The sequence below is a fragment of the Microbacterium sp. JC 701 genome (assembly GCF_021026215.1).
GTDB classification, from domain to species: Bacteria; Actinomycetota; Actinomycetes; order Actinomycetales; family Microbacteriaceae; genus Microbacterium; species Microbacterium algihabitans.
Window position 1 is genome coordinate 825067 of the sequence record NZ_JAJNCV010000001.1, and the last position, 18965, is coordinate 844031.

An 18965-nucleotide genomic window follows, 5' to 3' on the forward strand; every position below is an offset into this window, starting at 1 on the left:
ATTTCGGTCATGGCCTCCAGTCTATGTGCTCCCACGTCGGAGGCCTTTCTGCGCAATGGACGTCATTGCATTGATGCGGGAGGCGTCATTCGTCCGATCCGCGCCCGGTTGGGTACGCTGACGCGGTGAGTGATGTGAGAGCAGCGTTGGCGGAGCGCCTTCCCCCGACTCTCGCGTCCAAGCTCATGTTCATCGCGGTGTGCGCCGTCCCCTTCCAGCAGGCGCTGACCATCGACGCCGGATTCCCGCTGAAGATCAGTGAGATCACCGGCATCCTGGCGGTCGTGCTCTACATGACCAGCGAGCGCACGGGCGAGCGGCGGCGGTACTTCGGCGCGCCGTTGCAGTGGGCCCTCCTCGCCCTGGTCTACCTGTCCACCACGCTGTGGCTCATCATGGGACCGCCCCGCGAGACCGCACTCGGGTACGAGCGCGGGATGAACGCCGACATGCTCCTGTACTTCGTGTACGCGGCGCTCGTCATCGTCCTGTCCTCCTTCGCCGGAACGCGACTCGGACCGGACTGGATCGCCCGCGGCCTCGGCGTGGCGGTCAAGCTCGCAGCGGCCTGGAGCCTGCTGCAGGTGGCGCTGTACTTCGTGGGAGCCGCGTCGATTCTGCGCGAGGTCCACGCCACGGTGCAGATCGGCACCGCGTACGGCGTGGGTCTCCCGCGCAACGGCCCCTTCCTCGAGGGCAACTACCTCGGCTTCTTCGCGGGCATCGCGCTCTTCGTCGTTCTCCGTCGCCGCGACTGGTGGGGCGTCGCCGCCGCGGCCGGCTGCCTCCTGTACTCGCAGTCGACCGTCGCCCTCGTCGGCGTGGTGGTCGGCGTGCTCGCCGTCGCGGTGCTGCGACCGGCCGGTCGCGTCGTCGGCGTCCTGGCCTTCGTCGCCCTGGTCGGGATCATCGTCGTCTCCACCGTCGACGTGGTCGCGGTGTACATCACACGCCAGCTGGGCAAGCTCGGCCTCATCAGCGACGCGTCGCTCGGTGCGAGCATCGAATACTCGCTCAACAACCGCACGTCCTCCATCCAGCGCGCCATCGACATGTCCGAGGTCTTCCCGTGGCTCGGCGTGGGCCCGGGTCGCTACGGGTACTGGGACGACGCGTTCAGCGACACTGCGGCGGCCATCGGCAACCGCGGTATCGCGAACAACGCGTACGCCCAGGTCCTCGCCGAGGTCGGCGTGGTCGCCGTCGTATGTCTGATCGGACTCATCCTCACGCTGATCCTGCGCAACCTCCGATCACCCCGCAGCGTGCTGGCGATGGCGGTGTTCCTCGCCGTCGGTCTGAACGCCGCGCCGTCGTGGACGGTGCTGCCGATCTGGTTCGCGGTGGCCCTGCTCGCCACGACGCCGAGCGCCAAGGCGCCGCAGACCGACCTGTTGCCGGAAGGCGCTCTCAAGGGTCAGGCGCTCGACGCCCCGAGTGAACGAGGCGTCGCGGTTACAACGCCGTGATGACGATCTCCTGAATCTGGGTCTCGCCCAGCCCGGTCTTGTCGAACAGCAGCCGCAGGCGGAAGTGCGTGGCCCAGGCGGGTGCACGGCGATCCCACGTGCCGGCGCCGAACACCCGCCGGTAGTTCGCCGTGCCCGCGATCGTTTTGAGAGGGATCGACGTGGCTCCTCGCGCTTGGTTTCGGAGCACGTTCGGCACTCCCGCCGTCGTCTCCCCGCGCAGGGCCACGAACGACTCGATCAGTTCGAGCGAACCGGTCGAGGTCGTCGAGCCGAAGGTGATGGCCATCGCATAGAGCTTGCCGTAGGCGACCGGCACGTCGAACGCCACCGTGCCGGGCTTGGTGGTGCTGAGTCTCTTGACGACCAGGTTGCCCGAGGCGACGCGCAGCGAGATGCCCGGGTTGGCCGTGCGCGACGTCCGATCGGTGTTGTTGACGTAGGCCTCGACGACGGTGCTCTGCTCGAAGCTGCCGTCGACGAGGACGTTGGCCTGCGGGCTGGGCATCAGAGCGCCCATGGAGGAGCCGGACGCGCCCCCGTCGTACACGACCGGATCGCTGATGGTGATCTGGCCCGTTCCGCCGCACAGGAAGCCGGAGGTCGTGCTGGTGCGCATGAGGGCGGTGCTGATGAGGTGGATGCCGCCACCCCAGCTGGGGTTGCGGGTCTCGAAGATCGCGGGGGCCACGGGGTCCTCGTGGAAGAAGATGTGGCCGCTGGTCAGGATGATCTTCGCGCTCGAGTCGGAGCCCGTGACGAAGTGGGCGTCGGTGGACCGCGCCCCCGTCTCGTTGAACTCGATGTGCGGGGCATCGATGAAGACACCGCCGGCGAGGGCCTCCACCGCGCGTCGGCAGAAGTCGATCGACGTGGAGATCAGGTGGAAGTTACCGTCGGGGTTGGAGTTCTGCACCGCGAGATCGCACGTGCCGATGCCCCCGCCGATGAACTTGATGTTCTCGCCGTAGTTGCGGAGTCCTCCGGGCATCGAGATGCCCACGTTGCAGCGGTAGACGTGGCAGTTGAAGAAGCTGAGCAGGAAGGCGTTCGAACGGAATTCGATCCCCGTCGCGAAGCCGGAGAGCTCCATGCCGAAGATCCCGACCCCGCGCACGTCGGTGGTGGAGGTTCCTTCGAAGACGACTCCCGGAGCCGTCGTCGCCGACGAGCCCGGGCCGAGGATGCGCAGACCCGTGACGGTGGAACGGGTGTTGGGATAGCCCGCGTTGCTGCTGCCGGTGAAGACGAAGGCGGGCTTGTTCTTCACCCCTCGGGCGTCGACGGTGCCCTGGGTGAAGTCGAGGGAGACGTATGAGGTGTCGACGGTGATCGTGTCGGTGATCACCATGCGCCGCGAGATCGTCAGTCGCACCTCCTCCCGGGAGGAGACGAAGCTCGACAGCGCCACGCGCAAGCGAGCTTCGTCGGTCATGCTCGAGTCGCCGAACTCGAGGATGTTGCGGACGCCGTGCACCTGCTGCTTGGTCACGACGTCGGCGGGGTCGGCCGCCGATGCGCGCTGAGCGGGTGCGGCGACGGTGACGGCCGTAGCCGCTGCGGCGATGCCGAGCAGTGCTCGGCGGCGCGTCGTGTTCATTTCTCTCCCCCAGGACATGGGGTGAGCGTAACGTGCGGCTTCCTCATCCGTGGGGTGTTTTTCCGCGGGCCGGTGCGCCGCCGTCGCGCGGCGAGCCTGGGGGAGTGCTTAGCGCGGCGTATGATTAACGTCTGCCGACGACATGGGAGCCCATCGTGACGCGACACACCGCACCGGCAACGCAGCATCGAGATCCATCCTCGGCCGTACCCGGCGCCGGGGTCGACGATGCCCAGAATCCTGCCCCCGGGGCGGGCGAGCACCGCCCCTCGGGCAAGCGCGTCGCGCGGTGGCCCGAGCGCTACGCAAGCCGGCTCTTCTACAGCGACGCCCTCGTGATCGCGCTGTCGTTCTCGATCTACGCCCTCCTCGCGCTGCCCGAGTTGAGCCTCCCCGTCGCCTGGGACGGCGGTCCGCGCATCTCCTACGCGCTGGCGCTCGTCGTCCTCGGCATCATCTGGCTGATCTGTCTCGACGTCGTCGACTCGCGCGACCGGCACACGGTCAGCGAGGGCTTCGCCGAGTACCAGCGCATCGTCAGGGCGTCTCTCCTCGCGTTCGGCCTCGCCCTCGTCATCGCGTTCTTCCTGCGCATCGATCTCGCTCGATCGCTGTTCGTGCTCGCCCTCCCCATCGGCGCGGTGCTGCTCATCGTGTCGCGATCGCTGTGGCGCCGGTGGCTGCACCGCCGCCAGCTGCAGGGCAAAGACGTCCACCGTGCCGTCGTGATCGGCGAGCGCGCGAAGGTGGGGCACGTCATCCGGTCCATCCAGCGTGCATCGCGCGCCGGCTACCACATCGTCGGCGCCGTCACCGAGCGCGGGACCCGAGCGGAGATCGAATCGGTCCCGGTTCTCGGTTCGTACGCCGAGGCCGAGCAGACCGTCGACAGCGTCAAGGCAGACACCGTCATCGTCGCCGGTGCCGACGACCTCGACCCGCAGGCCATGCGCGAGCTGGGATGGGCCATGGCGGACCGTGACGTGGCGTGGATCGTCGCGCCGGCACTGACCGATGTCGCCGGCCCCCGCATCCACGCGCGCCCCGTGGCGGGCCTGCCGCTCGTGCACGTCTCGTTCCCCAAGCTCGAGGGCATCAATCGCATGGCCAAGCGCTCCTTCGACATCGTCGGCTCCGCGCTGCTGCTCCTGCTGCTCTCGCCCGTCATGATCGTCGTCGCGCTCGCGGTGAAGCTCACCAGTACCGGGCCCCTCTTCTACTCGCAGGAGCGCATCGGGCGTCGCGGACGACCGTTCGGCATGTTGAAGTTCCGCTCGATGGTGGCCAACGCCGATGATCAGCTCGCGGGCCTGCTCGACCAGCAGGGCACCACCGACAAGCCCCTGTTCAAGGTGGTCAACGACCCGCGCGTCACGCGCGTCGGTCGCATCCTGCGCCGGTACTCGCTCGACGAGCTCCCTCAGCTGATCAACGTGCTGCTCGGCGACATGAGCCTCGTCGGTCCCCGACCGCAGCGCCAAGCCGAGGTCGAGCTCTACGACGACGCCGCTCACCGTCGTCTGCTCGTGAAGCCGGGAATGAGCGGCCTCTGGCAGGTGAGCGGACGCTCGACGCTGTCGTGGGAGGACTCCCTGCGCCTCGACCTCTACTACGTCGAGAACTGGTCGTTCACGCAGGACATCGTCATCCTGCTGCGCACCTTCCGCGCCGTCGTCGCTCCCGGCGAAACCGCGCACTGAGCGGAAGGGGCTTCCGCGGCACCGCGCGGTCCCTCCAGAATGAGGGCACGGCCGACACCACCGTCGGCCCCGTCAGCGAGGGGGATCACCATGGGTGTGGACGACATCATCGCCAAGGGCAAGAAACTGCTCGACGAGAACCGCGACAAGATCGAAGAGGCGCTCAAGAGCGAGAAGGCCGAAGAGGTGAGCGACAAGATCCTCGACGGTGCAGCCGACGCGATCAAGAAGGTCGTTCCGGCCGAGCAGCACTCCAAGGTCGACGAGGTCCGCGAGAACGTCGACAAGAACATCGGCAACGCCTGACATCAGGTCGCCGGATCGGCGCCGTCTCCGGGAATCGGGGGCGGCGCCGTCGCGTTCGGGGAAGAGTTGCTGAGGATACGCCGCACGCGACACGCCCGGGTTTGCGACACGCGCGGGCGGTCCGTAGACTAGTTCAGTTCCACATTCCGGTGCGCGCTCGGCGCGCGCCAGGATCACTGTCTCGGCAGTGCACAGGCGGCGCGGAAGCGCAGGGTCCTGGGCCGCGGGCAGCAGAACAGACACCGAACCCCTCATCCTTCACCGGATTCGTGCGCGTGCGCACGCGGGGTGGGCCGGATGCCATGGCATCCGGTTTGACAGCTGAACAGCGGTGCAGCATCTCTCGCGCAAGCGAGGGGAAGTGCCAGGGCGCGAGAGCGCCACCGTGCGTCCAATGCCCCAGGTCGGGTAAGACGCGAGAAAGAGAGAGAGCAGACAATGGCGGGACAGAAGATCCGCATTCGCCTGAAGTCGTACGATCACGCCGGGCTCGACTCGTCGGCGCGCAAGATCGTCGACACCGTGACCCGTGCCGGTGCCACCGTGGTGGGCCCGGTTCCCCTGCCGACCGAGAAGAACGTCGTGTGCGTCATCCGGTCGCCCCACAAGTACAAGGACAGCCGCGAGCACTTCGAGATGCGCACCCACAAGCGCCTCATCGACATCATCGACCCGACGCCCAAGGCCGTCGACTCGCTGATGCGCCTCGACCTTCCTGCCGATGTCAACATCGAGATCAAGCTCTGAGGTTCGACATGGCTGACATCAACTCCAAGATCTCCAAGGGCCTCCTCGGCACCAAGCTCGGCATGACCCAGGTGTGGGACGAGAACGGCAAGCTCGTTCCCGTCACCGTCATCGAGGTCGCCCCGAACGTCGTGACCCAGCTCCGCTCGCTCGAGAAGGACGGCTACAACGCCGTTCAGATCGGCTACGGCCAGATCGACCCCCGCAAGGTGAACAAGCCCCTCACGGCTCACTTCGACGCCGCGGGCGTCACCCCGCGCCGCCACCTCACCGAGGTGCGCACGGCGGATGCCGCCGACTACGCGCTGGGCCAGGAGCTCACCGTCGACGGTCTCTTCGAGGCCGGCCAGCTGGTCGACGTCGTCGGCACCAGCAAGGGCAAGGGCACCGCGGGTGTCATGAAGCGTCACAACTTCAAGGGTGTCTCCGCTTCGCACGGTTCGCACCGCAACCACCGCAAGCCCGGCTCGATCGGCGCATCGTCGACCCCGAGCCGCGTCTTCAAGGGCATGCGCATGGCCGGCCGTATGGGTGGCGAGCGCGTGACCGTCCTCAACCTCACGGTGCACGCCGTCGACGCCGAGAAGGGTCTGATGCTCGTCAAGGGCGCCGTCCCCGGTGCTCGTGGCCGCATCGTCTACGTCCGCAACGCAGTGAAGGGTGCCTGAACATGGCTGACTCGACTCTCGCGCTCGACGTCGTGAAGGCAGACGGCAAGAAGGCAGGCTCCGTCGAGCTGCCCGCCGCTCTCTTCGACGTCAAGACGAACATCCCCCTCATCCACCAGGTCGTCGTGGCGCAGCGCGCCGCGGCTCGCCAGGGCACGCACTCGACCAAGCGTCGTGGCGAGGTCTCGGGTGCCGGCCGCAAGCCCTTCAAGCAGAAGGGCACCGGTAACGCCCGTCAGGGTTCGATCCGCGCGCCGCACATGACCGGTGGTGGCATCGTCCACGGCCCCAAGCCCCGCGACTACAGCCAGCGCACCCCCAAGAAGATGATCGCCGCCGCCCTCCTGGGTGCGCTCAGCGACCGTGCTCGTGGCCAGCGTCTGCACATCGTCGACAGCTTCGCGATCGAGGGTGCACCTTCGACCAAGGCTGCCGCCGCCGCGCTGAAGGCCTTCGGTGCCGTGAAGAACGTCCTCGTGGTCATCGACCGCGACGACGAGCTCACGATCAAGAGCGTGCGCAACCTCGCGTACGTCCACGTGCTGACCGTCGGCCAGCTGAACACCTACGACGTGCTCGTCTCCGACGACATCGTCTTCACCAAGGCCGCCTACGACGCGTTCGTCGCGTCGAAGGCTGCGGCCACCGAGGAGGTCTCGGCATGACCGCCGTCAACAAGGACCCGCGCGACATCATCCTGAAGCCGGTCGTCTCCGAGAAGAGCTACTCGCTCATCGACGAGGGCAAGTACACCTTCCTGGTGGACCCCCGTTCGTCGAAGACCGAGATCAAGCTCGCGATCGAGAAGATCTTCGGCGTCAAGGTGGCTTCGGTCAACACGATCAACCGCGTGGGCAAGGCCCGTCGCACCCGCTTCGGCATCGGCAAGCGCAAGGACACCAAGCGCGCCATCGTGTCGCTCAAGTCGGGCACCATCGACATCTTCACGTCTGTCGGCTGACGGTCGGGATAGAGGACAACAACAATGGCTATTCGCAAGTACAAGCCCACGACCCCCGGTCGCCGCGGCTCGTCGGTGGCCGACTTCGCCGAGATCACCCGATCGACGCCCGAGAAGTCGCTGCTGCGCCCGCTGTCGAAGACCGGTGGCCGCAACAACCAGGGCCGCATCACCACGCGTCACATCGGTGGTGGCCACAAGCGTCAGTACCGTCTGATCGACTTCCGTCGTAACGACAAGGACGGCATCGACGCCAAGGTCGCTCACATCGAGTACGACCCCAACCGCACCGCGCGCATCGCGCTGCTGCACTACGCGGACGGCGAGAAGCGCTACATCCTCGCTCCCGCGAAGCTGTCGCAGGGCGACGTCGTCGAGTCGGGTGCCGGCGCTGACATCAAGCCGGGCAACAACCTGCCGCTGCGCAACATCCCCACCGGTACCGTGATCCACGCGATCGAGCTCCGCCCCGGTGGCGGCGCGAAGATGGCCCGTTCGGCCGGCGCCTCGGTGCGTCTGGTCGCGAAGGACGGCCCTTACGCGCAGCTGCGTCTGCCCTCTGGCGAGATCCGCAACGTCGACGTGCGCTGCCGCGCCACGATCGGCGAGGTCGGCAACGCCGAGCAGTCGAACATCAACTGGGGCAAGGCCGGCCGCATGCGCTGGAAGGGCGTCCGCCCGACCGTGCGTGGTGTCGCCATGAACCCGGTCGACCACCCGCACGGTGGTGGTGAGGGTAAGACCTCCGGTGGTCGTCACCCTGTTTCGCCGTGGGGTAAGGCCGAGGGCCGCACCCGCCACGCGAACAAGGAGAGCGACAAGCTCATCGTCCGCCGTCGCACCGCCGGCAAGAAGCGCAAGTAGGAGTAGAGGAAGATGCCTCGCAGCCTTAAGAAGGGCCCCTTCGTCGACGAGCACCTGCTTCGCAAGGTCGTCTCGCAGAACGAAGCCGGTTCGAAGAACGTCATCAAGACCTGGTCGCGCCGTTCGATGATCATCCCCGCCATGCTGGGACACACCATCGCCGTGCACGACGGTCGCAAGCACATCCCCGTGTTCGTGACCGAGACCATGGTCGGCCACAAGCTGGGCGAGTTCTCGCCCACCCGCACCTTCCGCGGCCACGTGAAGGACGACAAGAAGGGCCGTCGCCGTTAAGGCGACCGAGGAGGAGAGAGAAATGGTGGAGTCCATCGCACGTGTGCGACACATCCGCGTGACCCCTCAGAAGGCTCGTCGCGTCGTCGCGCTCATCAAGGGCAAGCAGGCCGAAGAGGCCCTCGCGATCCTGAAGTTCGCGCCGCAGGGCGCGAGCGAGCCGATCTACAAGCTCGTCGCCTCGGCGATCGCGAACGCTCGCGTCACCGCCGACAAGACGAACGAATACCTGGATGACGCCGACCTGTACGTGAAGAACGCGTACGTCGACGAGGGCACGACGCTCAAGCGTTTCCAGCCCCGCGCTCAGGGTCGCGCCTTCCAGATCAAGAAGCGCACGAGCCACATCACGGTCGTGCTCGCGACGCCCGAGACCGCTGAGGCGGCCCCGGCTCGCGCCAACAAGAAGGCGAGCAAGTAATGGGACAGAAGGTCAACCCGTACGGCTTCCGCCTCGGCATCACCACCGACCACGTGTCGCGGTGGTTCTCGGACTCGACGAAGCCCGGTCAGCGTTACGCCGACTACCTCGCCGAGGACATCAAGATCCGTCGCCTGCTGACCACCTCGCTCGACCGCGCCGGTGTCAGCAACATCGAGATCGAGCGCACGCGTGACCGCGTTCGCGTCGACATCCACACCGCCCGTCCGGGCATCGTGATCGGTCGCCGCGGCGCCGAGGCCGAGCGCATCCGCGCCGACCTCGAGAAGCTCACCGGCAAGCAGATCCAGCTGAACATCCTCGAGGTCAAGAACCCCGAGGCTGACGCTCAGCTGGTCGCGCAGGGTGTCGCCGAGCAGCTGTCTGCTCGCGTGGCGTTCCGTCGCGCGATGCGCAAGGGTCTGCAGGGCGCGCAGCGCGCCGGCGCCAAGGGTGTCCGCATCCAGGTGTCCGGCCGTCTCGGCGGCGCCGAGATGAGCCGCTCGGAGTTCTACCGCGAAGGCCGTGTGCCCCTGCACACGCTCCGCGCGAACATCGACTACGGCTTCTACGAGGCCAAGACGACCTTCGGCCGCATCGGCGTGAAGGTCTGGATCTACAAGGGCGACCTCACCAACAAGGAGCTCGCCCGCGAGCAGGCCAACGCGCCGAAGTCGCGCGGTCGTGACGACCGCGGTGGCGACCGTCGTCGTGGCCCGCGCAACGAGGCCCCCGTGGCAGAAGGAGCGTCGGCGTAATGCTCATCCCCCGCAAGGTCAAGTACCGCAAGCAGCACCACCCCGGTCGCTCGGGCCAGGCCACCGGTGGCACCACGGTGTCGTTCGGTGAGTTCGGCATCCAGGCGCTGACCCCCGCTTACGTGACCAACCGTCAGATCGAGTCCGCTCGTATCGCCATGACGCGTCACATCAAGCGTGGTGGAAAGGTGTGGATCAACATCTACCCCGACCGTCCCCTCACCAAGAAGCCCGCCGAAACCCGCATGGGTTCCGGTAAGGGTTCCCCCGAGTGGTGGGTCGCGAACGTCAAGCCGGGCCGCGTCCTCTTCGAGGTCGCGGGTGTGAACGAGGAACTCGCTCGCGAAGCACTGACCCGTGCCATTCACAAGCTGCCCCTGAAGGCACGCATCATCAAGCGCGAGGAGGGCGACGCGTAATGGCGATCGGCACCAAGCAGCTCGCTCCGAGCGAGCTCGACACGTTCGAAGACCAGCGCCTCGTCGAGGAGCTGCGCAAGGCCAAGGAAGAGCTGTTCAACCTGCGCTTCCAGTCGGCCACCGGCCAGCTCGAGAGCCACGGTCGCATCCGTGCAGTCAAGCGCGACATCGCGCGTCTGTACACCGTGATCCGTGAGCGCGAGCTCGGCATCCGCGCCACCCCGGCCCCGGTCGAGGCGACGAAGGCGAAGAAGAGCAAGGCGAAGAAGGCGGATGCCGCTGACGACGCCACGAAGGAAGAGGCGGAGTAATGGCTACCGCGAAGAAGGCCGAGGCGCAGGTCGCCGGCCACGAGCACGCCGAGAACGACGTCCGTGACGAGAACGCCCGCGGTTACCGCAAGGCGCGTCGTGGATACGTGGTCAGCGACAAGATGGACAAGACGATCGTCGTCGAGGTCGAGGACCGCGTGAAGCACCCGCTCTACGGCAAGGTCATCCGTCGCACCTCGAAGGTCAAGGCGCACGACGAGTCCAACTCGGCGGGCATCGGCGACCTCGTCGTCATCAACGAGACCCGTCCGCTGAGCGCCACCAAGCGCTGGCGCCTGGTCGAGATCCTCGAGAAGGCCAAGTAAGCCTCGCGGCTTACTTGGAATCCAAGGAGTAAACAGTGATTCAGAACGAATCCCGGCTGAAGGTCGCCGACAACACCGGCGCCAAGGAGCTGCTCACCATCCGCGTGCTCGGCGGCTCCAACCGCCGTTACGCCGGCCTGGGCGACGTCATCGTCGCCACGGTCAAGGACGCGATCCCGGGTGGAAACGTCAAGAAGGGCGACGTAGTCAAGGCCGTCGTCGTCCGTGTCGTCAAGCAGACCCGCCGTCCCGACGGCTCGTACATCAAGTTCGACGAGAACGCCGCCGTGATCCTGAAGAACGACGGGGAGCCCCGCGGCACCCGTATCTTCGGACCGGTCGGTCGTGAGCTTCGTGACAAGAAGTTCATGAAGATCGTCTCGCTCGCCCCGGAGGTCATCTGATCATGGCGAAAATCAAAAAGGGCGACCTGGTTCAGGTCATCTCGGGTGCCAAGCCCGAGCGTGGCGGAGACCGCGGCAAGCAGGGCAAGGTCCTCGAGGTCTTGACCGAGCAGAACCGCGTCATCGTCGAAGGCGTGAACTACGTCACCAAGCACAACCGCGTGGGCCAGTCCCAGCGCGGTACGAAGACCGGTGGCATCGAGACCTTCGAGGCCCCGATCCACATCTCCAACGTCGCGCTCGTCGACCCCTCGACCAAGAAGCCGACCCGTGTCGGTCACCGTGTCGAGGAGCAGGTGAAGGACGGCGTCAAGCGCACCGTCCGCGTGCGCTTCGCGAAGAAGTCAGGCAAGGACCTCTGAACATGAGCACCGTGACTGCCGCGGAGGCTGGCAAGATCCAGCCCCGCCTGAAGCAGAAGTACAACGCCGAGATCAAGAAGGCGCTGCAGGACGAGTTCGGCTACGAGAACGTCATGCAGATCCCCGGCCTGGTCAAGGTCGTCGTGAACACCGGTGTCGGCGAGGCTGCTCGTGACAGCAAGGTGATCGATGGTGCGGTCGACGACCTCACCAAGATCACCGGTCAGAAGCCCGTCGTCACGAAGGCCCGCAAGTCCATCGCGCAGTTCAAGCTGCGCGAGGGGCAGGCCATCGGCGCACACGTCACCCTCCGTGGCGACCGTGCGTGGGAGTTCGTCGACCGTCTGGTGAACCTTGCACTGCCCCGCATCCGCGACTTCCGCGGTCTGTCGGCCAAGCAGTTCGACGGCAACGGCAACTACACCTTCGGTCTCCAGGAGCAGTCCGTGTTCCACGAGATCGATCAGGACCGCATCGACCGCGTGCGTGGTTTCGACATCACGATCGTCACCACCGCCAAAACCGACGACGAGGGTCGCTCGCTGCTCCGCCAGCTCGGCTTCCCCTTCCAGTCGGCCGACGCGCAGGCCTGACCCTTCGGGCCCCCGGGGTTTCCGGGGGCCCGTCATCGAAGGTCGGCTGTCGTGTAACGGCAGCCGAAACCTCATGAAAGAAAGAAGCAAGACATGACGATGACAGACCCGGTCGCAGACATGCTGACCCGTCTGCGCAACGCGAACTCGGCGCACCACGACTCCGTGTCGATGCCGAGCTCGAAGCTCAAGACCAACATCGCCGCCATCCTCAAGCAGGAGGGTTACATCGCCGACTGGAACGTCGAAGACGCCCGCGTCGGCCAGACCCTCAACATGACGCTGAAGTACGGCCCGAACCGCGAGCGGTCCATCGCCGGCATCAAGCGCGTGTCGAAGCCCGGCCTTCGCGTATACGCGAAGTCGACCGAGGTCCCCACGGTCCTCGGTGGCCTCGGCGTCGCCATCCTTTCCACCTCCTCCGGTCTCCTCACGGACCGTCAGGCCGAGCAGAAGGGCGTCGGCGGGGAAGTCCTCGCCTACGTGTGGTGATCTGACATGTCGCGTATTGGACGTCTTCCCATCGACATCCCCGCCGGAGTCACCGTCTCGGTGAACGGTCGGGAGGTCAACGTCAAGGGCCCCAAGGGCGAGCTCGCGCTCACCGTTGCGCAGCCCCTCGAGGTCGCGGTCGAAGAGAACCAGGTTCTCGTCACCCGCCCCGACGACGAGCGCGAGTCGCGGTCGCTCCACGGCCTGACCCGCACTCTCATCAACAACAACATCATCGGTGTCACCCAGGGCTACTCCAAGGGCCTCGAGGTCGTCGGTACGGGTTACCGCGTGGCGCAGAAGGGCAGCTCGATCGAGTTCGCCCTCGGCTTCTCGCACCCCGTCCTCATCGAGCCGCCCGCCGGCATCACCCTCACGGTCGAAGGCAACAACAAGGTCACCGTGAGCGGCATCGACAAGCAGGCCGTCGGCGAGGCCGCCGCCAACATCCGCAAGATCCGCAAGCCCGAGCCGTACAAGGGCAAGGGTGTGCGGTACGCGGGCGAGGTCGTGCGCCGCAAGGCCGGAAAGAGTGGTAAGTAGCCATGGCTGTCAAGACAAAGTCCGTAGCCCGCTCGCGTCGCCACCTGCGTCTTCGCAAGAAGATCGTCGGCACCGAGCTGCGCCCCCGCCTCGTGGTGACGCGTTCCGCCCGCCACGTGTTCGTCCAGGTCGTGGACGACAGCAAGGGCCACACCGTGGCCTCCGCTTCCACCCTCGAGACCGACCTGCGCGGTTTCGACGGTGACAAGACCGCCAAGGCCCGCAAGGTCGGCGAGCTCGTCGCCGAGCGTGCGAAGGCCGCCGGTGTGTCCGACGTCGTGTTCGACCGTGGCGGCAACCGCTACGCCGGCCGCGTCGCCGCGATCGCCGACGGAGCTCGCGAAGGAGGGCTGAACCTGTGAGTGACAACAAGGAGACCGAAGTGACCACCGAGCAGACTGCACCGGCTGAGGGTGCGGCTGCGGCTCAGGCCCCCGCCGAGCGTGAGCGCGAGCCGCGTCGCGGTGGTCGCGAGCGCAACACCAACCAGCGCGACCGTGGTTCGCGCGACCGCAACGAGAGCCAGTTCCTCGAGCGCGTCGTGACGATCAACCGCGTGTCGAAGGTGGTCAAGGGTGGCCGTCGCTTCAGCTTCACGGCGCTCGTCGTCGTGGGCGATGGCAACGGCGTCGTGGGTGTCGGTTACGGCAAGGCCCGCGAAGTCCCCCTCGCCATCTCGAAGGGTGTCGAAGAGGCCAAGCGCAACTTCTTCCGCGTCCCCCGCTCGGGCTCGACCATTCCCCACCCCGTCCAGGGTGAGGCCGCTGCCGGTGTGGTGCTCCTGCGCCCCGCCGCCGCCGGTACCGGTGTTATCGCCGGTGGTCCCGTCCGCGCCGTCCTCGAGTGCGCCGGCATCCACGATGTCCTCTCGAAGTCGCTCGGTTCGTCGAACACGATCAACATCGTGCACGCGACCGTCGCGGCTCTGAAGTCGCTCGAGGAGCCCCGTGCCGTGGCCGCCCGCCGTGGCCTGGAGTTCGACCAGGTCGCCCCGGCCCGCCTCGTGCGCGCCGAGGCCGCCGCCCAGAAGGTAGGTGCCTGATGGCCGAGCGTCTGAAGGTCACGCAGATCAAGTCCAAGGTGAGCGAGAAGCAGAACCAGCGTGACACGCTGCGTTCACTCGGTCTCAAGCGGATCGGCGACTCTGTCGTCCGTCCCGACGACGCGCAGACGCGCGGTTACGTCAAGACCGTCGCCCACCTCGTCAAGGTTGAGGAGATCGACTAATGGCTGCCAAGAAGGACGAGACCGCCACGGTCGACGCCCCGAAGAAGGCAACGGCCCGTAAGACGGCCGCCAAGAAGGAAGCCCCCGCGGCGCGCCCCGGCGTGCTGAAGGTCCACCACCTGCGTCCCGTCCCGGGTGCTCACACCGCCAAGACCCGCGTGGGTCGCGGTGAGGGCTCGAAGGGTAAGACGGCTGGTCGCGGTACCAAGGGAACCAAGGCCCGTTACCAGGTCCGGGTCGGCTTCGAGGGTGGGCAGATGCCGCTGCACATGCGCACCCCGAAGCTCCGCGGCTTCAAGAACCCGTTCCGCGTCGAGTACCAGGTCGTGAACTTGGAGAAGCTCGCCGAGCTCTACCCGCAGGGTGGCGACGTGACCGTCGCCGACCTCGTGGCCAAGGGCGCCGTCCGCAAGAACGAGAAGGTCAAGGTGCTCGGCACCGGCGACATCTCGGTCGCGCTGACCGTTTCGGTCGACAAGGTCTCCGGCTCCGCTGAGCAGAAGATCGTCGCCGCAGGCGGCTCCGTCAACTGACGCCCGACCCCGAAGGGGCCGGCGGCCTTCCGGCCGTCGGCCCCTTCTGGGTTAGTCTGATTTGGTGTGCGCCCCGTCGCGCGCCGAGATCGTTCTGGAGGATTCTCCCTTGTTCAGCGCCATCGCGCGGGTTTTCCGCACGCCCGACCTGAGGCGGAAGATCGCCTTCACGCTGGGCATCATCGCCATCTACCGGCTGGGTGCCCACGTGCCGACGCCCTTCGTCGACTTCCCCAACGTTCAGCAGTGTCTGAACCAGTCGGGTGGGACCGAGGGCCTTCTCTCACTGGTCAACCTGTTCTCGGGCGGCGCGCTCCTGCAGCTGTCGATCTTCGCACTGGGTGTGATGCCGTACATCACGGCGACCATCATCGTGCAGCTGCTGCGCGTGGTCATCCCGCACTTCGAGACGCTGTACAAAGAGGGCCAGGCCGGTCAGGCCAAGCTCACCCAGTACACCCGCTACCTGACCATCGCTCTCGCGCTCCTGCAGTCGACGACTCTCGTCACCGTGGCGCGGTCGGGTCAGCTCTTCGGCTCGGCCGGAGTGCCCGAATGCCAGCAGCTGCTCACGAACGACATCTGGTGGGCGCAGCTGCTCATGATCATCACGATGACCGCCGGTACCGGCCTGGTCATGTGGTTCGCCGAGCTGGTCACCGAGCGCGGTGTCGGCAACGGCATGTCGATCCTCATCTTCACCTCCATCGCCGCCACGTTCCCCGGCGCGATGATCTCGATTCTCAACGCCCGTGGCGTCGAGGTCTTCCTCCTCGTGCTCGCGGTCAGCATCGTCATCGTCGCCCTGGTGGTGTTCGTCGAGCAGTCGCAGCGTCGCATTCCCGTGCAGTACGCCAAGCGCATGGTCGGACGCCGTACGTACGGCGGTACGAACACCTACATCCCGATCAAGGTCAACATGGCCGGTGTCGTGCCCGTCATCTTCGCCTCGTCGCTGCTGTACATCCCCGCCCTGATCGCGCAGTTCAACCAGCCGCAGGCCGGCCAGGAGCCCGCACCCTGGGTCACCTGGATCTCGCAGTACCTGACGCGCGGCGACCACCCGCTGTACATGCTGATCTACTTCCTGCTGATCATCGGGTTCGCCTACTTCTACGTCGCGATCACGTTCAACCCGGTCGACGTCGCCGACAACATGAAGAAGTACGGCGGGTTCATCCCCGGCATCCGCGCGGGTCGCCCGACGGCCGAGTACCTCGACTACGTGCTCACCCGGATCACGCTGCCCGGCTCGATCTACCTCGGCCTGATCGCCCTCCTGCCTCTGGTTGCCCTGGCGACCGTGGGGGCCAACCAGAACTTCCCGTTCGGCGGAGCGTCGATCCTCATCATCGTGGGTGTCGGTCTCGAGACGGTGAAGCAGATCGACGCGCAACTCCAGCAGCGTCACTACGAAGGGCTGCTGCGATGACCGCGCGTCTTCTGATCGTGGGCCCGCAGGGCTCGGGCAAGGGAACCCAGGGTGTCCGCGTCGGGGAGTCCCTCGGTATCCCTGTCGTCTCCACGGGCGACGTCTTCCGTGCCAACGTCAAGGACGGCACCGAGCTCGGCCTCCAGGTGAAGTCGATCATCGACGCGGGCGATCTCGTTCCTGATGAGCTGACCAGCGCTGTCGTGCGCGACCGCCTCTCGCAGGAGGACGCCGCCGAAGGCTTCCTCCTCGACGGGTACCCCCGCAACCTCGCTCAGGTGATGCATCTCGACGAGTTCCTCGAGGGCCGCGACGAGGCGCTCGACGCCGTCATCGCCCTCGTCGTACCGCGCGAGGAGTCGCTGTCGCGTCTCACCGCCCGTGCCGCGGAGCAGGGCCGTGCCGACGACACCGAAGAGGCCATCGCGATCCGCCTCGGCATCTACGAGCGTGAGACGGCGCCGATCCTCGACGTGTACGGCACGCGCGGCATCGTCGACGAGATCGACGGTGTCGGCAGCCTCGACGAGGTCACCGCCCGCATCTTCGCGGCGCTCGAGGCGCGCGGCATCATCGCCACGCCGGCTGCCTGACGTGGTGTTGCGCTCCATCTACAAGAAGCCCGCCCAGCTGCGGTCGATGATCGAGCCGGGGCTCATCACGGCCGACATGCTGGCCGCGGTCCGCGCGATGATCGAGCCGGGCGTGACCACGCTCCAACTCGACGCCGAGGCCGCGCGGGTACTCGGCAGCCGCGGCGCGAAGTCGAATTTCCAGATGGTGCGCGGCTACCGGCACACGATCTGCGCGTCGGTGAACGAGCAGGTGGTGCACGGGATCCCCAACGAGCGCCCCCTGCAAGCGGGCGACATCCTCTCGATCGACGCCGGCGCGGAGTTCCGCGGATGGAACGGCGACTCGGCGTTCACCGTGATCGTGCCGGGCGAAGCATCCGAAGAGTTGGTGGCGCCGCGTCGCCGCCTCTCGGAGGTCACCGAGGGGTCGCTCTGGGCGGGTATCGCCGCGCTCAGCCGCGCCTCACATCTCGCCGAGGTGGGGGCAGCGATCCAGGAGTACATCGACGACAACGCCCCCGCCGGCGGGTACGGCATCCTGCGCGACTACGTCGGGCACGGCATCGGCCGCAAGATGCACGAGTCGCCGAGCGTGTTCAACTACGCCGTCGACGACCTGGGTCCCGAAGTGCGCCCCGGTCTCGCCGTGGCGATCGAGCCGATGGTGGTCATCGGCGATCAGGCGACTCAGGTCGAAGGCGACGGGTGGACCGTCACGACGATCGACGGTACGGCCGGCTCCCACTGGGAACATAGTGTCGCCGTGCATGATGGAGGCATCTGGGTGCTGACCGCGCACGATGGCGGAGCCGAGAAACTCGCGCCGTGCGGCGTGGTGCCGAAGGAGATCGACTGATGATGATGGCCGCTGTGCGGAAGTCCACCAACTGGTTCGCGATCGGAGTCACGGCCGCCGCGGTCGTGGTGGTGCTGATCGTCGGCGGAGTGGTGTGGTTCGCCAACAGCCAGGTGGGATCGCCGGGGGCTCTGCCCCAGTCCTCGGCCGTCAACACCGAGACCGGTGCGATCGCGGTGGGCACGGGCCCGAAGACGGTCGACACCTACATCGACTTCATGTGCCCCATCTGCAACCAGTTCGAGCAAAGCTACGGCCCCACGCTCGACCAGCTGGTGGCGGACGACCAGATCACGCTCAACATCCACCCGATCTCGATCCTCGACCGGGCTTCGCAGGGAACCCAGTACTCGACGCGGTCCGCATCGGCTGCGTACTGCGTGGCCGTCGACGACCCGGCGAACGTCCCGGCGTTCGTGAAGGCCCTCTACGCGCAGCAGCCGTCGGAGAACACCGCCGGGCTCGACGACGCGACTCTGGCCTCGATCGCGACCTCGGCGGGTGCATCGGATGCCGTGACTTCCTGCATCAACGACGGAACCTACGAGAAGTTCGTGACGGCGATGACGCAGAAGACGCCTGTGCAGCCGGGGCAGAGCGGCATCGCGACCCCGACGATCGCCGTCGACGGAACCGTGCTGTCGAACCAGAACGATCTGACCGGCGACCCGAAGAAGGACATCGTCGCCCGCCTCGACGGCTGACGACACTCCCGGCGAGTTGCCGGGTCAAGCGATACCACGTATGCTTGATCTTTGGTGCGTTGCGCCTTCATTGGCGTGTCGAAGCACCGAATCCCCATCCACCGCAGACCGGCCGGTCTGCAACTGAGCGTGAGCGAGTTTATGGCGAAGAAAGACGGTGTCATCGAGATCGAGGGCACGGTGTCCGAAGCACTGCCCAACGCGATGTTCCGTGTCGAGCTGACGAACGGGCACAAAGTGCTCGCGACCATCTCGGGCAAGATGCGACAGAACTACATCCGCATCATCCCCGAGGACCGCGTCGTCGTCGAACTGAGCCCTTACGACCTCACCCGCGGTCGTATCGTCTACCGCTACCGCTGAGTCCGGCCGAGAAGTAACGAGCCGCTCCCGCGGCCTC

General features: G+C 66.7%; 29 protein-coding genes. 28 read left to right on the forward strand and 1 reads right to left on the reverse strand.

The features are described from left to right. Positions 1–125: 125 nt before the first annotated feature. Positions 126–1469 (forward strand): O-antigen ligase family protein, encoded by a 1344-nt coding sequence (locus tag LPW41_RS03880; RefSeq protein WP_230704169.1) that lies wholly within the window; start codon positions 126–128, stop codon positions 1467–1469. Here the strand turns inward: LPW41_RS03880 and LPW41_RS03885 are convergent. Further along, complete coding sequence (locus LPW41_RS03885) at positions 1456–3069, reverse strand: hypothetical protein (protein ID WP_144829735.1); 1614 nt, start codon at positions 3067–3069, stop codon at positions 1456–1458. The genes LPW41_RS03880 and LPW41_RS03885 overlap by 14 nt on opposite strands. Positions 3070–3224: 155 nt before the next feature. On the opposite strand from LPW41_RS03885, the gene LPW41_RS03890 reads away from it, so the two are divergent. The 27 genes from LPW41_RS03890 to infA all read left to right on the forward strand — a co-directional run bounded on the left by LPW41_RS03890 (position 3225) and on the right by infA (position 18928). Next, positions 3225–4769 (forward strand): sugar transferase, encoded by a 1545-nt coding sequence (locus LPW41_RS03890; RefSeq protein WP_144829732.1) that lies wholly within the window; start codon positions 3225–3227, stop codon positions 4767–4769. Between the two features lie 90 nt (positions 4770–4859). After that, positions 4860–5075 (forward strand): hypothetical protein, encoded by a 216-nt coding sequence (locus LPW41_RS03895; protein WP_144829729.1) that lies wholly within the window; start codon positions 4860–4862, stop codon positions 5073–5075. A gap of 438 nt (positions 5076–5513) precedes the next feature. After that, complete coding sequence (gene rpsJ / locus LPW41_RS03900; RefSeq protein WP_013584016.1) at positions 5514–5822, forward strand: 30S ribosomal protein S10; 309 nt, start codon at positions 5514–5516, stop codon at positions 5820–5822. An 8-nt stretch (positions 5823–5830) separates the two neighbouring features. Next, positions 5831–6490: a 50S ribosomal protein L3 gene (gene rplC, locus LPW41_RS03905; protein ID WP_055959336.1), complete on the forward strand. Its 660-nt coding sequence runs from the start codon at positions 5831–5833 to the stop codon at positions 6488–6490. A gap of 2 nt (positions 6491–6492) precedes the next feature. Beyond that, the gene (rplD, locus tag LPW41_RS03910) at positions 6493–7155 is read left to right on the forward strand and encodes a 50S ribosomal protein L4 (RefSeq protein ID WP_144829726.1); all 663 of its coding nucleotides are present in this window, start codon (positions 6493–6495) and stop codon (positions 7153–7155) included. Continuing rightward, positions 7152–7451, forward strand: a complete 300-nt coding sequence (gene rplW, locus LPW41_RS03915) for a 50S ribosomal protein L23 (RefSeq protein WP_144829723.1) — start codon at positions 7152–7154, stop codon at positions 7449–7451. The genes rplD and rplW overlap by 4 nt, the downstream gene beginning before the upstream one ends. 24 nt (positions 7452–7475) lie before the next feature. Further along, on the forward strand, positions 7476–8315 hold the full coding sequence (rplB, locus tag LPW41_RS03920; protein ID WP_013584012.1) for a 50S ribosomal protein L2: 840 nt from the start codon (positions 7476–7478) through the stop codon (positions 8313–8315). Positions 8316–8327: 12 nt separating this feature from the next. After that, entirely contained in the window at positions 8328–8609 is a 282-nt protein-coding gene (gene rpsS / locus LPW41_RS03925) for a 30S ribosomal protein S19 (protein ID WP_013584011.1), read from the forward strand. Positions 8610–8631: 22 nt separating this feature from the next. Further along, positions 8632–9030: a 50S ribosomal protein L22 gene (rplV, locus tag LPW41_RS03930; protein WP_013584010.1), complete on the forward strand. Its 399-nt coding sequence runs from the start codon at positions 8632–8634 to the stop codon at positions 9028–9030. Beyond that, a complete protein-coding gene (gene rpsC, locus LPW41_RS03935) occupies positions 9030–9788 on the forward strand; it encodes a 30S ribosomal protein S3 (protein WP_058230882.1) in 759 nt (252 codons plus the stop codon). Before rplV ends, rpsC begins: the two co-directional genes overlap by 1 nt. After that, positions 9788–10207, forward strand: a complete 420-nt coding sequence (gene rplP, locus LPW41_RS03940; RefSeq protein WP_013584008.1) for a 50S ribosomal protein L16 — start codon at positions 9788–9790, stop codon at positions 10205–10207. Before rpsC ends, rplP begins: the two co-directional genes overlap by 1 nt. Continuing rightward, positions 10207–10518 (forward strand): 50S ribosomal protein L29, encoded by a 312-nt coding sequence (gene rpmC / locus LPW41_RS03945; RefSeq protein ID WP_144829719.1) that lies wholly within the window; start codon positions 10207–10209, stop codon positions 10516–10518. Before rplP ends, rpmC begins: the two co-directional genes overlap by 1 nt. Continuing rightward, positions 10518–10844, forward strand: a complete 327-nt coding sequence (gene rpsQ / locus LPW41_RS03950; protein ID WP_144829716.1) for a 30S ribosomal protein S17 — start codon at positions 10518–10520, stop codon at positions 10842–10844. Before rpmC ends, rpsQ begins: the two co-directional genes overlap by 1 nt. Before the next feature lie 35 nt (positions 10845–10879). Continuing rightward, positions 10880–11248: a 50S ribosomal protein L14 gene (rplN, locus tag LPW41_RS03955; RefSeq protein ID WP_013584005.1), complete on the forward strand. Its 369-nt coding sequence runs from the start codon at positions 10880–10882 to the stop codon at positions 11246–11248. A 2-nt stretch (positions 11249–11250) separates the two neighbouring features. Next, positions 11251–11610 (forward strand): 50S ribosomal protein L24, encoded by a 360-nt coding sequence (rplX, locus tag LPW41_RS03960; RefSeq protein WP_094736303.1) that lies wholly within the window; start codon positions 11251–11253, stop codon positions 11608–11610. Between the two features lie 2 nt (positions 11611–11612). Next, positions 11613–12203, forward strand: a complete 591-nt coding sequence (gene rplE, locus LPW41_RS03965) for a 50S ribosomal protein L5 (protein ID WP_144829713.1) — start codon at positions 11613–11615, stop codon at positions 12201–12203. 93 nt (positions 12204–12296) lie between these two features. Then, positions 12297–12695, forward strand: a complete 399-nt coding sequence (gene rpsH / locus LPW41_RS03970) for a 30S ribosomal protein S8 (protein ID WP_094736305.1) — start codon at positions 12297–12299, stop codon at positions 12693–12695. A 6-nt stretch (positions 12696–12701) separates the two neighbouring features. Beyond that, positions 12702–13238, forward strand: coding sequence for a 50S ribosomal protein L6 (gene rplF / locus LPW41_RS03975; protein WP_144829709.1), 537 nt, complete (start codon positions 12702–12704; stop codon positions 13236–13238). Between the two features lie 2 nt (positions 13239–13240). Continuing rightward, positions 13241–13600 carry a 50S ribosomal protein L18 gene (gene rplR / locus LPW41_RS03980; RefSeq protein WP_056226271.1) on the forward strand — a complete coding sequence of 120 codons (360 nt, stop codon included), beginning with the start codon at positions 13241–13243 and terminating at the stop codon, positions 13598–13600. Next, on the forward strand, positions 13597–14280 hold the full coding sequence (gene rpsE / locus LPW41_RS03985) for a 30S ribosomal protein S5 (RefSeq protein WP_144829707.1): 684 nt from the start codon (positions 13597–13599) through the stop codon (positions 14278–14280). Before rplR ends, rpsE begins: the two co-directional genes overlap by 4 nt. Further along, complete coding sequence (gene rpmD / locus LPW41_RS03990) at positions 14280–14465, forward strand: 50S ribosomal protein L30 (RefSeq protein WP_013583998.1); 186 nt, start codon at positions 14280–14282, stop codon at positions 14463–14465. Before rpsE ends, rpmD begins: the two co-directional genes overlap by 1 nt. Then, positions 14465–14998: a 50S ribosomal protein L15 gene (gene rplO / locus LPW41_RS03995; RefSeq protein WP_144829702.1), complete on the forward strand. Its 534-nt coding sequence runs from the start codon at positions 14465–14467 to the stop codon at positions 14996–14998. The genes rpmD and rplO overlap by 1 nt, the downstream gene beginning before the upstream one ends. 109 nt (positions 14999–15107) lie before the next feature. Then, on the forward strand, positions 15108–16430 hold the full coding sequence (gene secY, locus LPW41_RS04000) for a preprotein translocase subunit SecY (protein ID WP_076673717.1): 1323 nt from the start codon (positions 15108–15110) through the stop codon (positions 16428–16430). Then, the gene (locus LPW41_RS04005) at positions 16427–17023 is read left to right on the forward strand and encodes an adenylate kinase (RefSeq protein ID WP_144829699.1); all 597 of its coding nucleotides are present in this window, start codon (positions 16427–16429) and stop codon (positions 17021–17023) included. Before secY ends, LPW41_RS04005 begins: the two co-directional genes overlap by 4 nt. Before the next feature lies 1 nt (position 17024). Beyond that, entirely contained in the window at positions 17025–17861 is an 837-nt protein-coding gene (gene map, locus LPW41_RS04010) for a type I methionyl aminopeptidase (protein ID WP_308071685.1), read from the forward strand. Continuing rightward, on the forward strand, positions 17861–18565 hold the full coding sequence (locus LPW41_RS04015; protein ID WP_154096187.1) for a thioredoxin domain-containing protein: 705 nt from the start codon (positions 17861–17863) through the stop codon (positions 18563–18565). Before map ends, LPW41_RS04015 begins: the two co-directional genes overlap by 1 nt. 141 nt (positions 18566–18706) lie before the next feature. After that, the gene (gene infA / locus LPW41_RS04020; protein ID WP_013583992.1) at positions 18707–18928 is read left to right on the forward strand and encodes a translation initiation factor IF-1; all 222 of its coding nucleotides are present in this window, start codon (positions 18707–18709) and stop codon (positions 18926–18928) included. Positions 18929–18965: the final 37 nt, after the last annotated feature.